Origin of the sequence: Corynebacterium sp. CMW7794 (assembly GCF_001563605.1) — a bacterium.
GTDB classification, from domain to species: Bacteria; Actinomycetota; Actinomycetes; order Mycobacteriales; family Mycobacteriaceae; genus Corynebacterium; species Corynebacterium phoceense.
In genome coordinates this window covers 1-16,469 of record NZ_KQ961762.1, presented here as the reverse complement: position 1 = coordinate 16,469, position 16,469 = coordinate 1, and the positions used below count along the sequence as shown (strand labels likewise).

Sequence of the window (16,469 nt, the reverse complement as noted above, 5' to 3'; positions counted from 1 at the left end):
TTCCTTGGTGTTCCGTTGGAAGTGTAGGCGAGCGAAGGCCCTCCCCGCACCGCAGTACGGAAAGGGCCCGAAGAAAAGTGAAGCTACTTGAGGAGCTTCTGGATGGCCGACATATCAATCTTCAGCATGCCGATGGCCTGCAGCGCAGCCGCCACGGCAGCGAGGATGGCCGCCATGATGCCGGCGCCCGCCAGGCCCGCACCGACAGAATCCTTCGAGGAACCGTCCTGCTTCGGCTGCTCGTTCTGCTTGTCGTCGTCCTGCTTGGAGTCGTCTTCCGTCCACCAGTTGTTGAAGACCAGCTTGGCAATGTCGGTGTTGTCAATGAAGTCGCCACGGACCGGGTCCGTGCCCTTCACTGCGGCCTTGATGTCCTCAGAGCCAGCGCCCTTGAAGAAGAACGGCACGACCTGGTTGGTGTGCTCCTTGGAGTACCACTCGTGGCTTGGCAGCGCGTCCTTGTCGCCGGCCATGGAGTTCCACTTTTCCTTCTCGTCGGCGCCGGAGAGGTAGCCCGTCTCGTGGTCAGCGGTGACAATGAGGAGGGTCTCCTCCCAGTTGGAGTTCTCCTCGACCCAGTCGATGGCGGCATCGACAGACTTGTTGAAGTCTTGGACTTCCTCGATCTCACGAGCGGAGTCGTTGGCGTGGCCGGTCCAGTCGATGGCGCCGCCCTCAATCATGATGGAGAAGCCGTCCTCATCCTGGCCCAGCACGTTGAGCGCACCCTTGGTCATGGTGGGCAGATCCACCACGTCGTTCTGCGGGTCGGAGTACGGGGTCTCGCCCTCACCGGCGCGGCCCTGCTGCAGCGTCGAGGCGACCTGCGGGGTGCCCCAGTACTTGGCGCCTTCCTCGACCTCACCAGCGGCAAGCTTGTCAAAGCCCTCGTTCGTCTCCACGAACTTCCAGTCGGTCTTTCCGCCTGAGAGCGCACCAAAGTCCTCTTCGGTGATGTAGTCGTAGGACGGGGTGGCCAGCAGCTGGTTCGAGTCATCGTAGAGCGGGTGGCCAGCACCCATGACAACGGAGAGATCCGAGTTGAGCATGTCGTGGGCGATCTCGCCGTACGCGTTGCGGTCCTTGTTGTGCGCCGCGTAGGCCGCCGGAGTGGCGTGGGAGAACGGCACGGAAGAAACGACGCCGGCGGACTTGCCCTGCTTGATGGCGCGCTCGGAGATATTCTCCTCCGCCATGCCGTAGTTGGACATGCCCAGCACGCCGTTCTTCACCTTGATGCCGGTGGCCATGGCGGTACCTGCTGCAGCCGAGTCGGTGATGACGCCTTCAGAGACGTAGTCGTGGGTAGCCCACGCCTGCTCCGGGTGGTAAGAACCGCCCTGGGAGAAGGTGGTCTGGGACAGGCGATTGAAGTCCTCGTAGCGCTGTACGGACTCACCCTCGAGCTCCTTCGGGCCCTCGGCGCTGAACTCACCGTCGACGAGGTACTTGGACTGGCCGGTCTCGTAGAGGTTGTTGTAGGCGATGTGGCCGTAGCCCATGCCGTCGCCGATCATGACGATGATGTTCTTCGGGCCAGCAGACTCAGCCGCCTGTGCCGGGGCGACGATGCCGGTGCACAGGGCAGCGGCGGCCAGGGTGGCGACGGTGCGGGAGAAAATGCGCATGAAAAATGTCCTTGGGAGTGCGAGAGTTGATAGCGACGTTCACCTCACGAGCCACTTGCCGTGAGCGAGACTCGCCTACCTTAAGAAACACACGCGACCGTCAAGGAAATGCGGTGGAAACTTCCGGTGAATTTCCGTGGAAGTACTACCAAAAATCCGCTGAGGGAAACGTAAGGGCTCTACCTGCACCACACCGTGGCGTTATAACGCAGGGCTACTACACTGTCTAAGCATGACTAACCCGAGCGAAAGCACAGCCCACCGCTATACCCCGGAGCTGGCGAACCAGATTGAAAAGACCTGGCAGCAGTACTGGAAGGATCACGGCACCTTTAACGCACCGAACCCCACCGGTCCGCTAGCTGGTGAGGGTGAGCTGCCCAAGGACAAGCTCAACATCCAGGACATGTTCCCGTACCCCTCCGGCGTGGGCCTGCACGTCGGCCACCCGCTGGGCTACATCGCGACGGATACGTACGCTCGCTTTAACCGCATGCTGGGCAAGAACGTCCTGCACACGCTGGGTTATGACGCCTTCGGCCTGCCGGCCGAGCAGTACGCCATCCAGACCGGTACGCACCCGCGCACCACCACGATGGCCAATATTGAGAACATGCGCCGCCAGTTGGGCATGCTGGGTCTCGGCCACGATCCGCGCCGCTCGGTCGCTTCCACGGATCCGGAGTTCTACAAGTGGACGCAGTGGATCTTCCTGCAGATTTATAACTCGTGGTTCGATGACAGGGCCCAGAAGGCCCGCCCCATCGCCGAGCTCATCAAGGAGCTCGAGGTCGGTAAGCGCAAGACCAAGGACGGCCGTTTCTATGCAGACCTCACGCCGGAAGAAAAGCGCGAGGCCGTGGACGAGTTCCGCCTGGTCTACCTGTCTAACTCCACCGTGAACTGGTGCCCGGGCCTGGGCACGGTGCTTGCGAACGAGGAGGTCACCGCGGACGGCAGGTCTGAGCGCGGCAACTTCCCGGTGTTCCGCAAGAACCTGCGCCAGTGGATGATGCGCATTACGGCGTACTCGGATCGCCTCCTCGACGATCTGGAACTGCTCGACTGGCCGGACAAGGTCAAGTCCATGCAGCGCAACTGGATTGGCCGCTCCCGCGGCGCCGAGGTCACCTTCCGCGCGGAGGGCCATGACATCAAGGTCTTCACCACCCGCCCGGACACCCTCTTCGGCGCGCAGTACATGGTGCTGGCCCCAGAGCATGAGCTTGTCGATGCCCTCCTCTCCCCCATTCCCTATGACGACGACGTCGATCCTCGTTGGATGTACGGCAACGATGACCCGAACGAAGCCGTTGAGCAGTACCGCCTCGACATCGCGGCGAAGTCCGACCTCGAGCGTCAGGAGAACAAGGAAAAGACGGGTGTCTTCCTGGGCACCTACGCCACCAACCCGGTCAACGGCCAGCAGATCCCGATCTTCATTGGTGACTACGTCCTGACCGGCTACGGCACCGGCGCCATCATGGCGGTCCCGGGCCACGACCAGCGCGACTATGATTTCGCTACGGAGTTTGGCCTGCCCATCGTCGAGGTCGTCGCCGGCGGCAACCTTGACGAGGAGGCCTACGTGGGCGACGGTCCGCGCGTGAACTCCGCGAACGATTCTGGCCTGGACCTCAACGGCATGGAGAAGGCCGAGGCCATCGCTTCCATGATCCAGTGGCTGGTCGACAACAAGGTCGGCCAAGAGAAGATCCAGTACAAGCTGCGTGACTGGCTGTTCGCCCGTCAGCGTTACTGGGGCGAGCCCTTCCCCATCGTCTACGACGAGGCCGGCGAGCCCTACCCGCTGCCCTACTCCATGCTCCCCGTCGAGCTGCCGGAGGTCGAGGACTACAAGCCGGTCTCCTTCGATCCGGACGACCGCGACTCCGAGCCGCAGCCGCCGCTGGCCAAGGCCCGCGAGTGGGTCGAGGTCGAGCTGGACTTGGGCCAAGGGCCCAAGAAATACTATCGAGACACGAACGTCATGCCGCAGTGGGCCGGTTCCTCCTGGTACCAGCTCCGCTACATCGATCCCACCAACGATGACGCGTTCTGCGACATCGAGAACGAGCGCTACTGGACGGGACCTCGTCCGGCGGAACACGGCGCGAACGATCCGGGCGGCGTGGACCTGTATGTCGGCGGCGTTGAGCACGCGGTTCTCCACCTGCTCTACGCGCGCTTCTGGCACAAGGTCCTCTACGACTTGGGCTACGTCACCTCCAAGGAGCCGTACCGTCGCCTCTACAACCAGGGCTACATCCAGGCTTATGCCTACACCGATGCTCGCGGCGTCTACGTCCCGGCCGCCGAGGTCGAGGAGAAGGATGGCAAGTTCTTCTACAACGGCGAAGAGGTCAACCAGGAGTACGGCAAGATGGGCAAGTCCCTGAAGAACGCCGTGGCTCCGGATGACATCTGCCGCGACTTCGGTGCGGATACCCTGCGTGTTTACGAGATGTCCATGGGCCCGCTCGACGCGTCCCGTCCCTGGGCTACGAAGGACGTCGTCGGCTCCCAGCGCTTCCTCCAGCGCCTGTGGCGCCTGGCTGTGAACGAAGAAACCGGCGAGCTCGCCACTAGTGACACCGAGCTCACGAAGGATGACCTCAAGCAGCTGCACCGCACCATCGCGGGCGTGCGTGACGACTACGAGAATCTGCGTCTCAACACCGTCGTGGCCAAGCTCATCGAGTACGTCAACTACCTGACGAAGACGTACAAGGCGTCCGCCCCGCGTGCCGCCGTTGAACCGATCGCGCAGTTGGTCTCCCCCATCGCTCCGCACATCGCGGAGGAGCTGTGGAAGCGCTTCGGACACGACGGCACCATCACGTACGTGGACTTCCCCACCTTCGATGAGAAGTACCTCGTTGACGATGAGGTCGAAGTCCCCGTCCAGATCAACGGCAAGGTCAAGGCACGCATTACCGTGGCTGCCGATGCCGCCCAGGACGATGTTGTTGCCACCGCCCTCGCCGACTCCAAGATCGCCAGCCTGGTCGAGGGTAAGAACATCGTCAAGCAGATTTACGTCCCGGGCCGCATGGTCAACCTGGTTGTGAAGTAAATCTGAGCCGCCCTCCCCTGGGGTGAGGGGTGGGCGGCAGTTCGGGGGAATTTCATCACGTGACTAAATAGGCTCGCGTCGAATAGGTAACAAAACATACTTTCAATAGCGCGCATGTTGAAGGTGCGGTACCTATAAATTATGCGACCGACATATACTTCTGGGCCGCCCGATGACGCGACGCTGCGCGACGTTGTCCGCCGCCTTGATATTGCTGAACGTGCTTTGAGCGATGCCCGCTCACAGCTTGCGGGTTACCTGGAGTCTGCATCCGTGACTCCTTCGCCGCCCTCAGAACCTCTCAAGCCTATTCCCCGAGTCCGGAAAGAACCTGCTGGTATCCCGGCTTTTCGGTCCAGCATGGGCTCGCCGCAGGCGCGCACACCACGCGATCGCGAGTCGACGCTCATCAAGGCTGTGGCGATCGGCGGCGGCGTCATCACACTCGCGGGCGTCGCTTTCCTCGTTGCAGTGGCCATCCAGGCTGGTTTGCTCGGCCCGGCTGGCCGCGTGATCCTCGCCTACATTGTGTCGGCGGCTCTGCTCGCAGCCGCGCACCGCTTCCGCGCCAAGGCTCCGGCCGCCTCCGTGACGGCGTTGCTCGCGACGGGACTCTATACTGCCCTCGCCACGACGTGGCTCATGGCTTTGGAACTCGAATGGATTCCGGTGTGGATCGCCCCACCGATCATGGCGGTGATTTATCTCGCCGTCGGCGCGTACGCGGTGCGCGTGAACCAGCGTGCTGCGACCGGAACGTGGCTCGCGGGCGGCGCCGCGGTCGGTGCGGTCACATTCTCTGCATTTAATATATATTATGCTGGGTCTACCCTAGTATTCCTCATACCGCTGATCATCGTCGGTATGGGCATTGCGCATAAAAACTACGGCATCAGCGCCATTGGTGCACTCAGTTCTATATTGGTGTACCTGAGTGTTGGCCGCCCCGATGTTTGGATATCCCTAGATGTTGTAACAGTAGAGGCTATAGTGACTGCAGTTATTCTAGCCGTTCTAGGTCTCAAATTCCGAATTTCGTCGCCATATCCAGATTTTAAAATACATTGGGGAGTCTATCCCGCCATCCTGGTCGTCGGCGCAGCCATCGTGGCAAACTCCATGTGGACGGTCTGGCTGGTCGCGGTCGTTACGGCTGGACTCCTCGTCCTCGCCCTGCGGGCCCCCTTCGGCTCTGCGGCGACGGAGACGAAGGTGACTCCTGCTGCAGACCTGTGCGCGTGGATGCTGCGCGCCCTGCCCATCGTTCTCGTGGCCACGACGGAGATCTCCGACATGGGGCTCGCACCGTCCGTATCCCGCAGTCTAGGACTGGTGGGCTTCGCGGCGTTCTGCCTGGCTGCGGTCCTCGTTGTCAACTACATCCGGGACAACCTCACCATTGCTATCTGGGCATTCTGCGCTCTCTGGCTCACGTGGGAGCTCGCCGAGCGCGTCCTCGGTTTCTGGTCGCGTCCCATCTCCACGGAGTTGTTCATTCAGGCGGCGTTGCTCGCTGTGACGCTCGTGGTGCTCACCGTGCTGCCACAGCGCCTTCCGCGGGTCGAGGAAGGGGGAGTAAAGGTGGTTGCGTTGCTCCTCGCCCTGTACCTGAGCATGCTCGCTGTCGTGGGCATCGCGCTGCAGCTGGGCGCCGTCACTGGCGGAACCGAGGTGGCCTTCCGTCTCGGCCATGCCGTGGTGTCCATCGGTTGGATGGTTCTTGCCGCGTGGTTCCTGCTCTCCAAGCACCTGGGACTCACGGGCCTCGGCGCGGCGCTCGCCATTGGCTCGGTGGTCAAGCTCGTCTTCTACGACATGGCGGCCATCAACGGCCTCATCCGCGCCCTCGCCTTCCTCCTGTGTGGCATCGTGCTGCTCACCATTGCGGTAAAGCGTTCCTCGCCGGAGGAAGCGAGCGCTATTTCGGGCGACTAGCCCAGAAGCCGATGCCGCCCAGCGTCTTGCGCGTGAGCATCTTGAGAGGCACGGCGATAAGTGGGCCCTTGGAGGCGTTGAGCAGCCGGTGCGGCGGGGCGGTGTGCATGACCTTGTCACCAAAGAATCCGCGCGCGATGCGGATGTAGTTGACCTGCGCTTCCTTGCTAAACGGGTTGTCCAGCTGCGAGTCGCGGCCCTCGATAAGCGTGCATAGCGCATTCACCTCGATACGGTCGTTGCTGCCGACTTCCTTGGCTTTCTTGTTGGTGAGGTTGAGCGTTAGCAAGTCCTGAACTGTGGACTTCTTGGAGCCGTTTCACCTGAAGGGGAGAAAAGCCCCGCTTACGCGGGGAAGGGTTGAGCTTCACAAAAAAGTAGGGTTCATCCCTGCCTTAGCGGGGAGATGCAAAGCCTAGTGGTGACTGTACCGCCGAGACATATTCGAGCCAACGTGGCAATCATCTTAACTATTTATTTGTAAAGCTTGCATGGTAGGTAATGTTTCGGTAATCTAATTTTTGTGACCGAACACCCTGAATCACTGACCAACATCATTGCATCACGTGCAGACATGAAGTTGGAGAATTTTTCGAAAGATGTTCGAATGTTGTGGGCCAAGTCTGGTGATGAGATGGGGTCGCTAAGCCTTGTCCAACACATGGCTGATTCTGCTGTGGTTGCGGCTTGGCTGTGGGACACATGGGTGGCGGATGCCTTGAAGTGCAATCTCAGTCGCTTAACTGGTTTGAACAGTTCAGAGGTAGGGAAGCTTTACGTATTTCTTGCTTCTGTCCATGACATTGGCAAAGCAACGGTCGACTTCCAGACTTTGGTGTTAGATCGTCCGCAATTTTCATACCTGGTTGATAACCTCCGTGAAGCTGGTATTGAAATCGATGAGTTATTGCCGCGAGTCCAAGAGCAGCGTTTTGTGCATGGAATACTTTCGGGAGAGATCCTGCGCGCATGGTCGAAATCCCGTGGCCTACTCAGCAGTAGGGCAGCCGCATTGGGCGACATTGTCGATGCACATCACGGACGCTCTAGCGACCCCCAGCTCTTTAAACCCGCGCGTCAACGACTGAAGCGCCATTCAGCACAGTGGCATAGCTTCCATCAAGAACTACTAGATGCATTCGCAGACGTCGCTGAGGTGTCAGACGTACTGCCTAAGCTGGCTGCTGTTGGACCACTGACAGGTCCACCGCAGGTGCTGCTGGCAGGATTGATCGTTATGGCTGACTGGATTGCCTCCAACGCAGATGCGTTCGGGTACGCCGTAGAAGCTGGTCTGTCGATACGCTTGCAGCAAGGTATTCAGTCTCTTGATCTCACGGCACCGTGGCGCTTCAGGGAGCTTCCAGAGGATGCGGGCGGATACTTCCGCGAAGCCTTCGGATGGCCACAAGACTTTGCGGTGCGTCCTGCGCAGCGTGCTGCTGCCCAAGTTGCTCACAAGATTGGAGCCTCCCAATTGCCCAGCATTGTTGTCATTGAGGCCCCGACGGGAGAGGGCAAAACAGAAGCAGGACTCGCAATTGCGGAGATCGTTGGTAAAGCTATCGGGGCACAAGGCGCGTTCCTGGCTGCACCGACGATGTCGACCAGTAACGGATTGTTTGATAGAGCCAGCGCGTGGGCTGCTAATTCGTCTGAAGACGGGGCGGTTGCATCGCTGTACTTGGCCCACTCGAAGAATCGGCTGCTCGAGAATTTTGATCAACTCCGATTTCACGGAATCGAATCTGAGCATGGCGGGGGTTCAGTCGTTGCGTCTCAATGGCTTAGCGGGCGTAAGAAGGGCGTTCTGTCGAACTTTGTGGTCGGTACCATCGACCAGGTGTTGATGATGTCGTTACAGATGCGGCATCTCATGCTTCGGCATGTTGGCTTAGCCGGCAAGGTGGTCATCATCGATGAAGCGCACGCATATGACATCTATATGTCGAGCTATTTGCAGCAAACGCTGCGGTGGTTGGCTCGTTACGGTGTGACTGTCATTCTTATGTCGGCGACTCTTCCGCCAGCTCAGCGAAAAGCACTGGTTGATGCTTATGCAGGCGAAGTTGTAGAACTCGGTGAAATGCATGAGCTTGAAGCGAGCCACGGGTATCCGCTCATTACGGTTGCGAACGCGAACGGAATGGAGTTCGTAGAAGTCGAGCAACGGCCGGTTGATCTCGTCGCCACTATTGAAGTCATTGATGACTCTTTCGAAGTTTTGGGGAAATTGGTCTCTGAAGCTGTCAGCGATGGCGGAGTGATCCTCATCATCTGTAACACCGTCAAGCGTGCGCAGGACGCCTTTGGATTCCTGAACGAGCTACTCCCAGAGGCAGTGGAGCTTCATCATGCAGCATTTATTGCTGCAGAGCGAGCTGTGCGGGAAGAAGCACTGCGCCGAGAGCTTGGTCCGACTTCGCATCGTGGTGCAGGACGTCCTGAATTGAAAGTTGTAGTGGCAACCCAGGTCGCAGAGCAAAGTCTGGATATCGATGCTGATCTTTTGATTAGTGATATTGCTCCCATGGATTCGCTTATCCAACGAGCCGGGCGTCTGCACCGCCACCAGCGCCCCGCGTCTGATCGGCCAGGCGAGCTGGCAGACCCGCGGATTTTGGTGCGTGGTGTTCTCCGGAGCGCTCCAGTACCTGAATTTGATGGGGGAGCGGCCGCAATTTATGACCCGCTGGTACTGCTGGCAACCTTTGCTCGTTTCCCGAAAAGTTTCGCGCGACCAATCGACATTGAGCCTCTTGTTCGCACAACGTATGAGCTGGTGGAACGTAAAGAAGAAGCAGTTGATGAGGTAGCACTCGAGTGGACAGATGCCTGGTTGGCGGCGGTAGCCAAGAGTGAGGAAAAGCAACAATCTGCTGTCTCTCGTTCGCGGACCTTTCAAGTTCCCGAACCACGTAGGGCTGGTCATATCACGGACCTATTTGTCATGCTCAGCGCGGACGAAGAAGAGAAAGCCAATGCACAGGTCAGGGATGCCGAATCAACGGTGGAGGTCGTCGTACTTGAGGGGACAGAATATGGGTATCGAGCCTTCGGAAGCGACGAGACACCCATCTCTGATCTAGGGGATGTGGATTATCGGTCTGCAAAGGAATTAGCTGCGCATTCCGTGCGGCTTCCTGCGCGAATGACGCGCCGCAACAGCGATTTCGATGCGGTAATCGAGGATGCCGTCAACCAAACGCCGACTGCATGGATGAAGCATCCACTGCTTAAAGGCTTGATCGCGGTGCAGCTTGATCATGCCGGAGAAGGAAAGCTTGGACGCTTCAAGCTCCGATATAGCCAGCGCCTCGGGTTGGAGGTGGAGGCTATGACATAGTGCGCTGCCTGTTTCTATCGCACAGTTAACGATTATTTGAAGAAAGGAGTAAAAGTGTATTCCCTCATTGAAGAACCATGGATTCTTGCGGTTGATACCACGGGAGAACCACTCAAGGTCAGCCTGCGTGAAGTCTTTGATGGCTCGCATAAGATCGAGCGCGTACGTGGTGATTCACCTTTGCAGGATTACGCAATCACGCGTCTATTGCTTGCTATCTTTTGGCGAGCCCACAGCGAAAAGATTGAGCTCACCCCAGGATCAACTTTTATTTTTGAAGACTGGTTTGAACGTACCTGGGAGGAAATATCCGGGCAGGGGAGTGACCCCCTGAGTGTGATGTATTTGGAAAAGTATGCAGAGCGTTTCGACCTCCTCGACCCGAATATTCCTTTTATGCAGGTTGCGGATTTGCAGCTGAAGGATGGTTCCACGCGTCCGGTGATCGGTTTGGTTCCTGAAATTCAAGATGATTTCTTCACTATGCGCGCCGGGGAGCAAAAGCAGGATTTGAGCCTAGATGAGGCTGCCCGGTGGCTGGTCTACACGCAGGCCTATGACTACAGCGGGATCAAGTCGGGCGCAGTTGGTGATCCACGAGTAAAAGGTGGAAAGGGCTATCCAATTGGACAGGGATGGACGGGGCTTACCGGAGGCGTCCTTGTACGCGGAGAGACTCTCCTGCACACCTTGATGCTCAACACGGTGCAAGAGGCTTTGCTTACTCCTGCGGATCTGCCGGTTTGGGAGCGTCAGCCCGACGGACCGGCAGAACGTAAGAATCCTTTCCCGCAAGGTGCTGCGGATATCGCGACGTGGCAGAGTCGCCGCCTCAGGTTGTTCGCCGAAGAACAGCGGGTAGTAGAAATTCTCGTGTGTAATGGCGACAAGATTCCTGACGCGGGTGCAAATGTCATGGTGGATCCCATGACTCCTTACCGCTGGTCAAAGAACAAGTCCAAAAGGAGCCTAGATGTCTACTTCCCACGGCCTTTCGACCAAACCCGCACGATGTGGCGCTCCCTTGATGCCTTGATAGTCGGCGAGACGGACGGAGGATTCGACGCGAAAGATAAACGGCCAAAGCGCCCCAGAACTCTAGATTCTCTGGCAAGTTTGTCGCAGCGCCTTGACGATGATGTCATTCCCGAAGTCCTTGATGTCGTTCTTTATTCGATTCAGTATGGTCCACAAGCTTCGTCGGTGGCAACGACATTTCACTCGGGCTTGAGTGTCCCAGTGCGGCTGCTGATCGAGGAAAATGTCGATCTCCGAGAACGCGTCCGCATCGCGGCTTCGCAGGCTAGTGAGGCAGGGAAAGCCCTAGGAATATTCCAAGGAAATCTGTTCCTCGCAGCAGGCGGTGAATATGAGTTCCGTGCGGAACTGACGGACAAGTTCCTCGCAGATCTGGAACCCAAATTTATTGAGTGGCTTCGTACGCTCTCGCTGCCGAGCCAAGATACCCTTGAAGCTATGGACCAGCAGCTTGAGCAGTGGCAATCCGTAGTGCGGAATGCTGCGGAGTCGATTGCTCGCGCCCAGTTGCGAGGCGCTGGGCCAAGGGCCTTGGCAGGTCGAATCGTTCCCGGCAACGATGAGAGTAGTCGCGGGCGGCTGGTTTCTGCCGGCTCTGCGTACGGGCAGCTGACCCAAGCTCTCAACAAGTCTCTGCCAGCCACGGTGAACAAAGCTGATACTCAAAAGCCGACCACTGAAACGCAAAAGGAGGAAATCGATGACTGACTCGGCAACAACTTCAGCCGAAATCGCATATGCACCACTGAAGCAGTCGGTACGTGAAACATGTGCCCGATTGCAAAGTGCGTACCTAGGGAGTTCTGACAGGCCCGCCAATGGCGCTGCTCGTGCCACTCTCGCCAACCTACGTAAATTTGCAGGCTCAAACTTGGAGAAATCGCCGTTGGCTCTGGAACAGGTTCTCCTGACTCTGGAACCTCGTCTCGCTCCTGAAGCGCTGGGGAAATCGGATTCCCCCTCGGCCTCCGAGTACGCAGCCTTTGCGGCATTGGTCTATTTCGCTATTCACATGCAATCGGCAACTGCTCCGATGCACGACCCGAAGGTCTCATTCGCACGCGCGTGTGGGCGTCTTTATGCGCTTGAGCTTTCTGGGTCCATTAAGCCGCGAGTAGATGCCATGCTTCTCGCGACTGATGAATCCGCACGTCTCGTGCACTTGCGCTCGCTTATCTCACTGCTACGAGCTAATGGCATTGCCTTTGACTACGGCCGCTTTGCTGAGGATCTTCGCGGACTACGTAATCCTGCTAAGCGCAGCGGAATTCAGCTCCGCTGGGGTCGTGACTTCGTCTATGGCTCTTTCCAGAAGTCTGCAGCTGAAACTGCAACTTCCTCATCCAACTCACCCGAAAGGAACTAATCATGTCTCTTATCGTTGATATCCACGCCCTTCAGACCATTCCGCCGAGCCTCATCAACCGCGATGACACGGGTGCACCGAAGACCGCCATCTTTGGTGGTGTACCGCGCCAGCGCGTTTCGTCCCAGTCTTGGAAACGCGCGATTCGTGGCTATGTTGAAGACAACGTGGATTCCTCCCTGATCGGTCTGCGCTCGAAGAAGCTTCCCGCTGAAATCGCTAAGGCAGTAAAAGCGGAATCTGATTGGGATGATGAAAAGGTTCTCGCTGGGTTGAAGGCTCTCTTCAAGGCTGCGAAAATCACCTTGGCGGATCCCAAGAAGGAAAAAGATCAAGACGAAGAAACAGATCCGGCCGACTTCCCGTGGCCGGAGACCGGCTACTTGCTCTTCCTGAGCAAGCCCCAGATTGAGCGCGCCGCACGAGAAATCATCGCCAAGGACGGCGAGGCCTTCAAAAAGAATGAAGCCGAAGATATTCTGGACACCCAGCACTCTGAGGACATCGCTATGTTTGGTCGCATGCTTGCCGATGCCCCGAACTACAACGTTGACGCAGCTGTTCAGGTCGCTCATGCCCTCAGCGTTCACGAGACACAGCCCGAATTCGATTACTTCACTGCTGTCGATGACGTGGTTGAGGACAATCACGAAATTGGCGCCGGCATGATCGGTACTGTTCAGATGATGTCTTCGACGCTGTATCGCTTCGCAGCCATCAACATCGATGGCCTAGAAGACAATCTTGGATCGCGCGAAGCTGCAATTGAGTCCGTGGGACACTTTATCGAAGCATTCGTGAATTCGATGCCCAGCGGTAAGCAGAACACATTTGCCAATAACACGTTGCCGGAGCTGGTTTTTGTTGTCGTACGCCAAGGCCGCTCTGTGTCGTTGGTGAATGCCTTCGAAGAGCCTATTACGGCGGTTGATGGCGCGGGCCGCCGTCGTGAGAGCGCAAATGCACTTGCAGCGGAGCATAAGCAAATCGTTGAGAACTACGGTTTTGAGCCTGCGGGCGCATTCGTTGTTGCTTTGGGCGATCTCGGTGAAAACTTCTCTGAACTCGCAGAATCGACAACTCTCCCGCGGCTGGGTGAACAAGTTAAGTCGCTTTTGCAGGAGAACTAGAATGAGCTATTCGCTACTTCTACTCCTAAAAGGGCCCATGCAGTCCTGGGGCGATGAATCCCGTTATCACACGCGAGCAACTGCATCTACGCCCAGCAAGTCAGGCGTTGTCGGGTTGCTTGCGGCGGCACAGGGCCGTCGTCGCATGGACCCAATTGAGGACCTTGCTGGACTGCGTTTCGCCGTACGTGTTGACCAGGCTGGCTCTCTAATGAAGGACTTTCAAACGGCACGGCCATGGCAAAAGAATCCTACGGACAATCCCAAATTGGTAACTCGCTTCTATTTGTCAGACGCTGCGTTCCTTGCTGCCGTTGAACATGACGACCGAGAGTTTTTGGAGTCAATCGCAGCTGCGCTGCGAGATCCGAAGTATCCGTTGTTCTTAGGTAGGCGTTCTTGCCCCGCGCCGGCCAACCTTTTGCAGGGAATTGTTGAAGGGACTGCAGAGGAAGCTTTGATGGGTGTTGAGCAATGGTTCGCAAGTAAGGCTCATAAACGCGAGCGAGCGAAAGATGTGAAGCTTCCCATCTATCGCGATGCTCGACCCGGCGAGCATGGCGATCGCCGCCAAGATGTGCCCATTTCGTTCGCTTCAAATCATCGCGAGTATGGGTGGCGTGAAGTTGTATTCGCAGGTTCTAAGGAGATTGAAAACCATGATGGTTCCAATACAGATCCGTTCTTTGAAGCGGTGATTAGGGCATGACCACTTTGACAAGAATTCTCCTGAACCCAGCGCGACGAAAGGGCCGTCGGTACCTTTCAGATCCTCAAGATTTGCATGCGGCGGTGCGTGCAGCTTTTCCACCGGACCTTGATGAATCAAATGGGCGAATCTTGTGGCGAGTCGATACGAGGGGACACGAGAATATCCTTTACATCGTTGGCCCAGAAGCACCTACGCCGTTGAACATTACGGAAGAAGCCGGGTGGGATACGCGGCCGCCACAGCTGGCTGATTATGACCGATTCTTGGACAAGCTTATGAACGGGCAGCGGTGGATGTTTGAGTTGGTTGCGAACCCGACTTACTCGGAATCCCGCGGTCAAGGAAAGCGTGGCAAGGTGAAAGCCCATGTTTCTCCGGAGCAGCAGCTCCAGTGGTTAGTCGGGAAATCATCTCGCCATGGATTTACTATCCGGGAAGATGCAACATCGGTTGTTGAGCGGAGCCGCCTTGACTTCTACAGGAACTATGAAGCGGGGCCGGACAATCGGAATCGCGTCCGTATTGTGACCGCGCGGTTCAGAGGAATCCTTCAGATCACTGATGTAAAGGTATTCCGTGAGACGATGCGCAACGGTATCGGACGTGGTCGCGGATATGGGTGTGGTTTGTTGACCTTGGCGTCAGTGGAGTCTTCGGAAAGTGAGTAAGTACCCGGGCGCTGAGCCGATAGAACGCCGTGCGCTTGCACGCATGGAAGATAGAATTTCTTTCCTTTACGTTGAGCGCGCGGTGCTTAACCGGGATGATAACGCGTTGACCATTATGGATGAACGTGGGATCGCCCATGTGCCTGCCACGCAGATTGCAGTTGTAATGGCAGGGCCGGGTACGCGTATCACGCACGCTGCTATGGCTTTGTTAGGGGACTCTGGGTGCTCCGTGGTTTGGGTTGGCGGTCGTGGAACCCGCTATTACGCGCATGGACGGCCTCCCGCGAAATCTGCGCGAATGGCTGAGGCACAAGCTACGATTTGGTCGCATCAGAGGAAAAGGCTTGCATGCGCCCGAAAGATGTACGCCATGCGTTTCCCTGGTGAGGATGTGAGCAGACTATCCATGGCCCAACTGCGTGGACGCGAAGGCGTACGGATGAAACGCGCGTACGCGGAATCAGCAAAGCGTGTTGGCCTAGAATGGGATGGACGACATTACGACCCGCACGATTTTGATGCTGCAAATCCAATTAATAGAGCCTTGACGGTTGCGTCTGCAACGTTGTACGGAATAGCACATGCTGTCATTGTGGGGCTTGGCTTCATACCGTCTCTCGGAATAGTGCATTCGGGCACCGATCGCTCGTTTGTGTTTGATATTGCTGATTTGTATAAGGCGGAATTAGCTATTCCTGCTGCTTTTGATGTTGTCGCAAGCGGAGTTGAGGATGTAGACGGCGCTACCCGAACGCATCTCCGTTCTTTGATAGTTTCATCTCGCTTAATGTCACGCATGGTGCGTGACCTCCAGTACCTTATGGAAGTTCCAGAGGCTGAAGCTTACGTTGATGCTGACCTCTTCTTATGGAGCGAGCTCGAAACAGTTGCAGCAGGAGTGAATTGGGATTCGAAAGAGGCTAGCTGGGCATGATGGTATTGGTTATTACCGCCTGTCCTGCTGGCTTGCGCGGCGACTTAACGAAATGGGTTATGGAAATTTCCCCTGGAGTTTTTGTTGGTCAGCCAACGGCGAGAATTCGTGATATCTTATGGGATCGCACTGTTGAATTGTGTAAAGACGGTCGAGCTTTGCTTGTTTATTCGACGGACAGTGAACAAGGAATGGAGTTTAAAACTCATCGGCATGATTGGGTGCCGACAGATTTTGATGGCTTGTCTTTGATGATTCGTCCTGCGTCCGCGGGAAAACGAGATCGCTTTGGAAACGGTAGACGTAGTGAGTGGGCTAAAGCTCGTTTTAAGAAGCAACGCCGCTGAGGTGGAAGCTTCTCGACGGAGTTGGATCTAGAATAGGCCGTGCACTGCTGTTGTTGCTGGTTGCGAAGTGTGCTCCCCGCGTGAGCGGGGATGAGCCCTCATCCCGGCGACGCTCCTTCGCCACCTCCAAGTGCTCCCCGCGTGAGCGGGGATGAGCCTAACCTCCGGTCGCTCTACTACCTCGGCAAGCGGTGCTCCCCGCGTGAGCGGGGATGAGCCGCCCGCCGTGTCATTGTCACCGCCCTAGAAGCCGTGCTCCCCGCGTGAGCGGGGATGAGCCCCACGA

General features: G+C 57.3%; 11 protein-coding genes, 1 pseudogene and 1 CRISPR repeat array. Of the genes and pseudogenes, 10 read left to right on the top strand and 2 right to left on the bottom strand.

Going from position 1 to position 16,469, the window contains the following annotated elements; genetic code table 11:
- Positions 1-83: 83 nt before the first annotated feature.
- Complete coding sequence (locus HMPREF3227_RS09430; RefSeq protein WP_066492633.1) at positions 84-1,628, bottom strand: alkaline phosphatase; 1,545 nt, start codon at positions 1,626-1,628, stop codon at positions 84-86.
- Positions 1,629-1,860: 232 nt separating this feature from the next.
- On the opposite strand from HMPREF3227_RS09430, the gene leuS reads away from it, so the two are divergent.
- The gene (gene leuS, locus HMPREF3227_RS09425; RefSeq protein ID WP_066512484.1) at positions 1,861-4,704 is read left to right on the top strand and encodes a leucine--tRNA ligase; all 2,844 of its coding nucleotides are present in this window, start codon (positions 1,861-1,863) and stop codon (positions 4,702-4,704) included.
- A 360-nt stretch (positions 4,705-5,064) separates the two neighbouring features.
- Positions 5,065-6,639 (top strand): DUF2339 domain-containing protein, encoded by a 1,575-nt coding sequence (locus tag HMPREF3227_RS09420; protein WP_066512482.1) that lies wholly within the window; start codon positions 5,065-5,067, stop codon positions 6,637-6,639.
- A 10-nt stretch (positions 6,640-6,649) separates the two neighbouring features.
- Here the strand turns inward: HMPREF3227_RS09420 and HMPREF3227_RS09415 are convergent.
- Positions 6,650-6,850 (bottom strand): annotated as a pseudogene (locus HMPREF3227_RS09415) (hypothetical protein); the annotation flags it as partial.
- A gap of 312 nt (positions 6,851-7,162) precedes the next feature.
- On the opposite strand from HMPREF3227_RS09415, the gene cas3 reads away from it, so the two are divergent.
- Genes cas3 through cas2e form a run of 8 tightly spaced genes read left to right on the top strand, consistent with a single transcriptional unit; the run spans position 7,163 to position 16,183 of the window.
- Positions 7,163-9,985 (top strand): CRISPR-associated helicase Cas3', encoded by a 2,823-nt coding sequence (cas3, locus tag HMPREF3227_RS09410; RefSeq protein ID WP_231732348.1) that lies wholly within the window; start codon positions 7,163-7,165, stop codon positions 9,983-9,985.
- 54 nt (positions 9,986-10,039) lie between these two features.
- Positions 10,040-11,731, top strand: a complete 1,692-nt coding sequence (gene casA / locus HMPREF3227_RS09405) for a type I-E CRISPR-associated protein Cse1/CasA (protein ID WP_066492626.1) — start codon at positions 10,040-10,042, stop codon at positions 11,729-11,731.
- Positions 11,724-12,389: a type I-E CRISPR-associated protein Cse2/CasB gene (casB, locus tag HMPREF3227_RS13010; protein ID WP_077210027.1), complete on the top strand. Its 666-nt coding sequence runs from the start codon at positions 11,724-11,726 to the stop codon at positions 12,387-12,389. The genes casA and casB overlap by 8 nt, the downstream gene beginning before the upstream one ends.
- A 2-nt stretch (positions 12,390-12,391) precedes the next feature.
- A complete protein-coding gene (cas7e, locus tag HMPREF3227_RS09400; RefSeq protein ID WP_066492621.1) occupies positions 12,392-13,519 on the top strand; it encodes a type I-E CRISPR-associated protein Cas7/Cse4/CasC in 1,128 nt (375 codons plus the stop codon).
- Between the two features lies 1 nt (position 13,520).
- On the top strand, positions 13,521-14,228 hold the full coding sequence (gene cas5e / locus HMPREF3227_RS13005; RefSeq protein WP_066492617.1) for a type I-E CRISPR-associated protein Cas5/CasD: 708 nt from the start codon (positions 13,521-13,523) through the stop codon (positions 14,226-14,228).
- On the top strand, positions 14,225-14,899 hold the full coding sequence (cas6e, locus tag HMPREF3227_RS09395; RefSeq protein WP_066492616.1) for a type I-E CRISPR-associated protein Cas6/Cse3/CasE: 675 nt from the start codon (positions 14,225-14,227) through the stop codon (positions 14,897-14,899). The genes cas5e and cas6e overlap by 4 nt, the downstream gene beginning before the upstream one ends.
- Positions 14,900-14,942: 43 nt before the next feature.
- A complete protein-coding gene (gene cas1e, locus HMPREF3227_RS13000; RefSeq protein WP_066492614.1) occupies positions 14,943-15,836 on the top strand; it encodes a type I-E CRISPR-associated endonuclease Cas1e in 894 nt (297 codons plus the stop codon).
- On the top strand, positions 15,833-16,183 hold the full coding sequence (cas2e, locus tag HMPREF3227_RS12995; protein ID WP_066492612.1) for a type I-E CRISPR-associated endoribonuclease Cas2e: 351 nt from the start codon (positions 15,833-15,835) through the stop codon (positions 16,181-16,183). The genes cas1e and cas2e overlap by 4 nt, the downstream gene beginning before the upstream one ends.
- A gap of 69 nt (positions 16,184-16,252) precedes the next feature.
- A CRISPR array of direct repeats spans positions 16,253-16,463; the repeat unit is 28 nt; unit sequence GTGCTCCCCGCGTGAGCGGGGATGAGCC.
- Between the last annotated feature and the right edge of the window lie 6 nt (positions 16,464-16,469).

Excerpts from the sequence above, each read along its gene's own strand:
- cas6e (WP_066492616.1), top strand. The coding sequence starts at position 14,225 with ATGACCACTTTGACAAGAATTCTCCTGAACCCAGCGCGACGAAAGGGC.
- cas2e (WP_066492612.1), top strand. The coding sequence starts at position 15,833 with ATGATGGTATTGGTTATTACCGCCTGTCCTGCTGGCTTGCGCGGCGAC.
- leuS (WP_066512484.1), top strand. The coding sequence starts at position 1,861 with ATGACTAACCCGAGCGAAAGCACAGCCCACCGCTATACCCCGGAGCTG.
- HMPREF3227_RS09430 (WP_066492633.1), bottom strand. The coding sequence starts at position 1,628 with ATGCGCATTTTCTCCCGCACCGTCGCCACCCTGGCCGCCGCTGCCCTG.
- cas1e (WP_066492614.1), top strand. The coding sequence starts at position 14,943 with ATGGAAGATAGAATTTCTTTCCTTTACGTTGAGCGCGCGGTGCTTAAC.
- HMPREF3227_RS09420 (WP_066512482.1), top strand. The coding sequence starts at position 5,065 with ATGGGCTCGCCGCAGGCGCGCACACCACGCGATCGCGAGTCGACGCTC.
- cas7e (WP_066492621.1), top strand. The coding sequence starts at position 12,392 with ATGTCTCTTATCGTTGATATCCACGCCCTTCAGACCATTCCGCCGAGC.
- casB (WP_077210027.1), top strand. The coding sequence starts at position 11,724 with ATGACTGACTCGGCAACAACTTCAGCCGAAATCGCATATGCACCACTG.
- cas5e (WP_066492617.1), top strand. The coding sequence starts at position 13,521 with ATGAGCTATTCGCTACTTCTACTCCTAAAAGGGCCCATGCAGTCCTGG.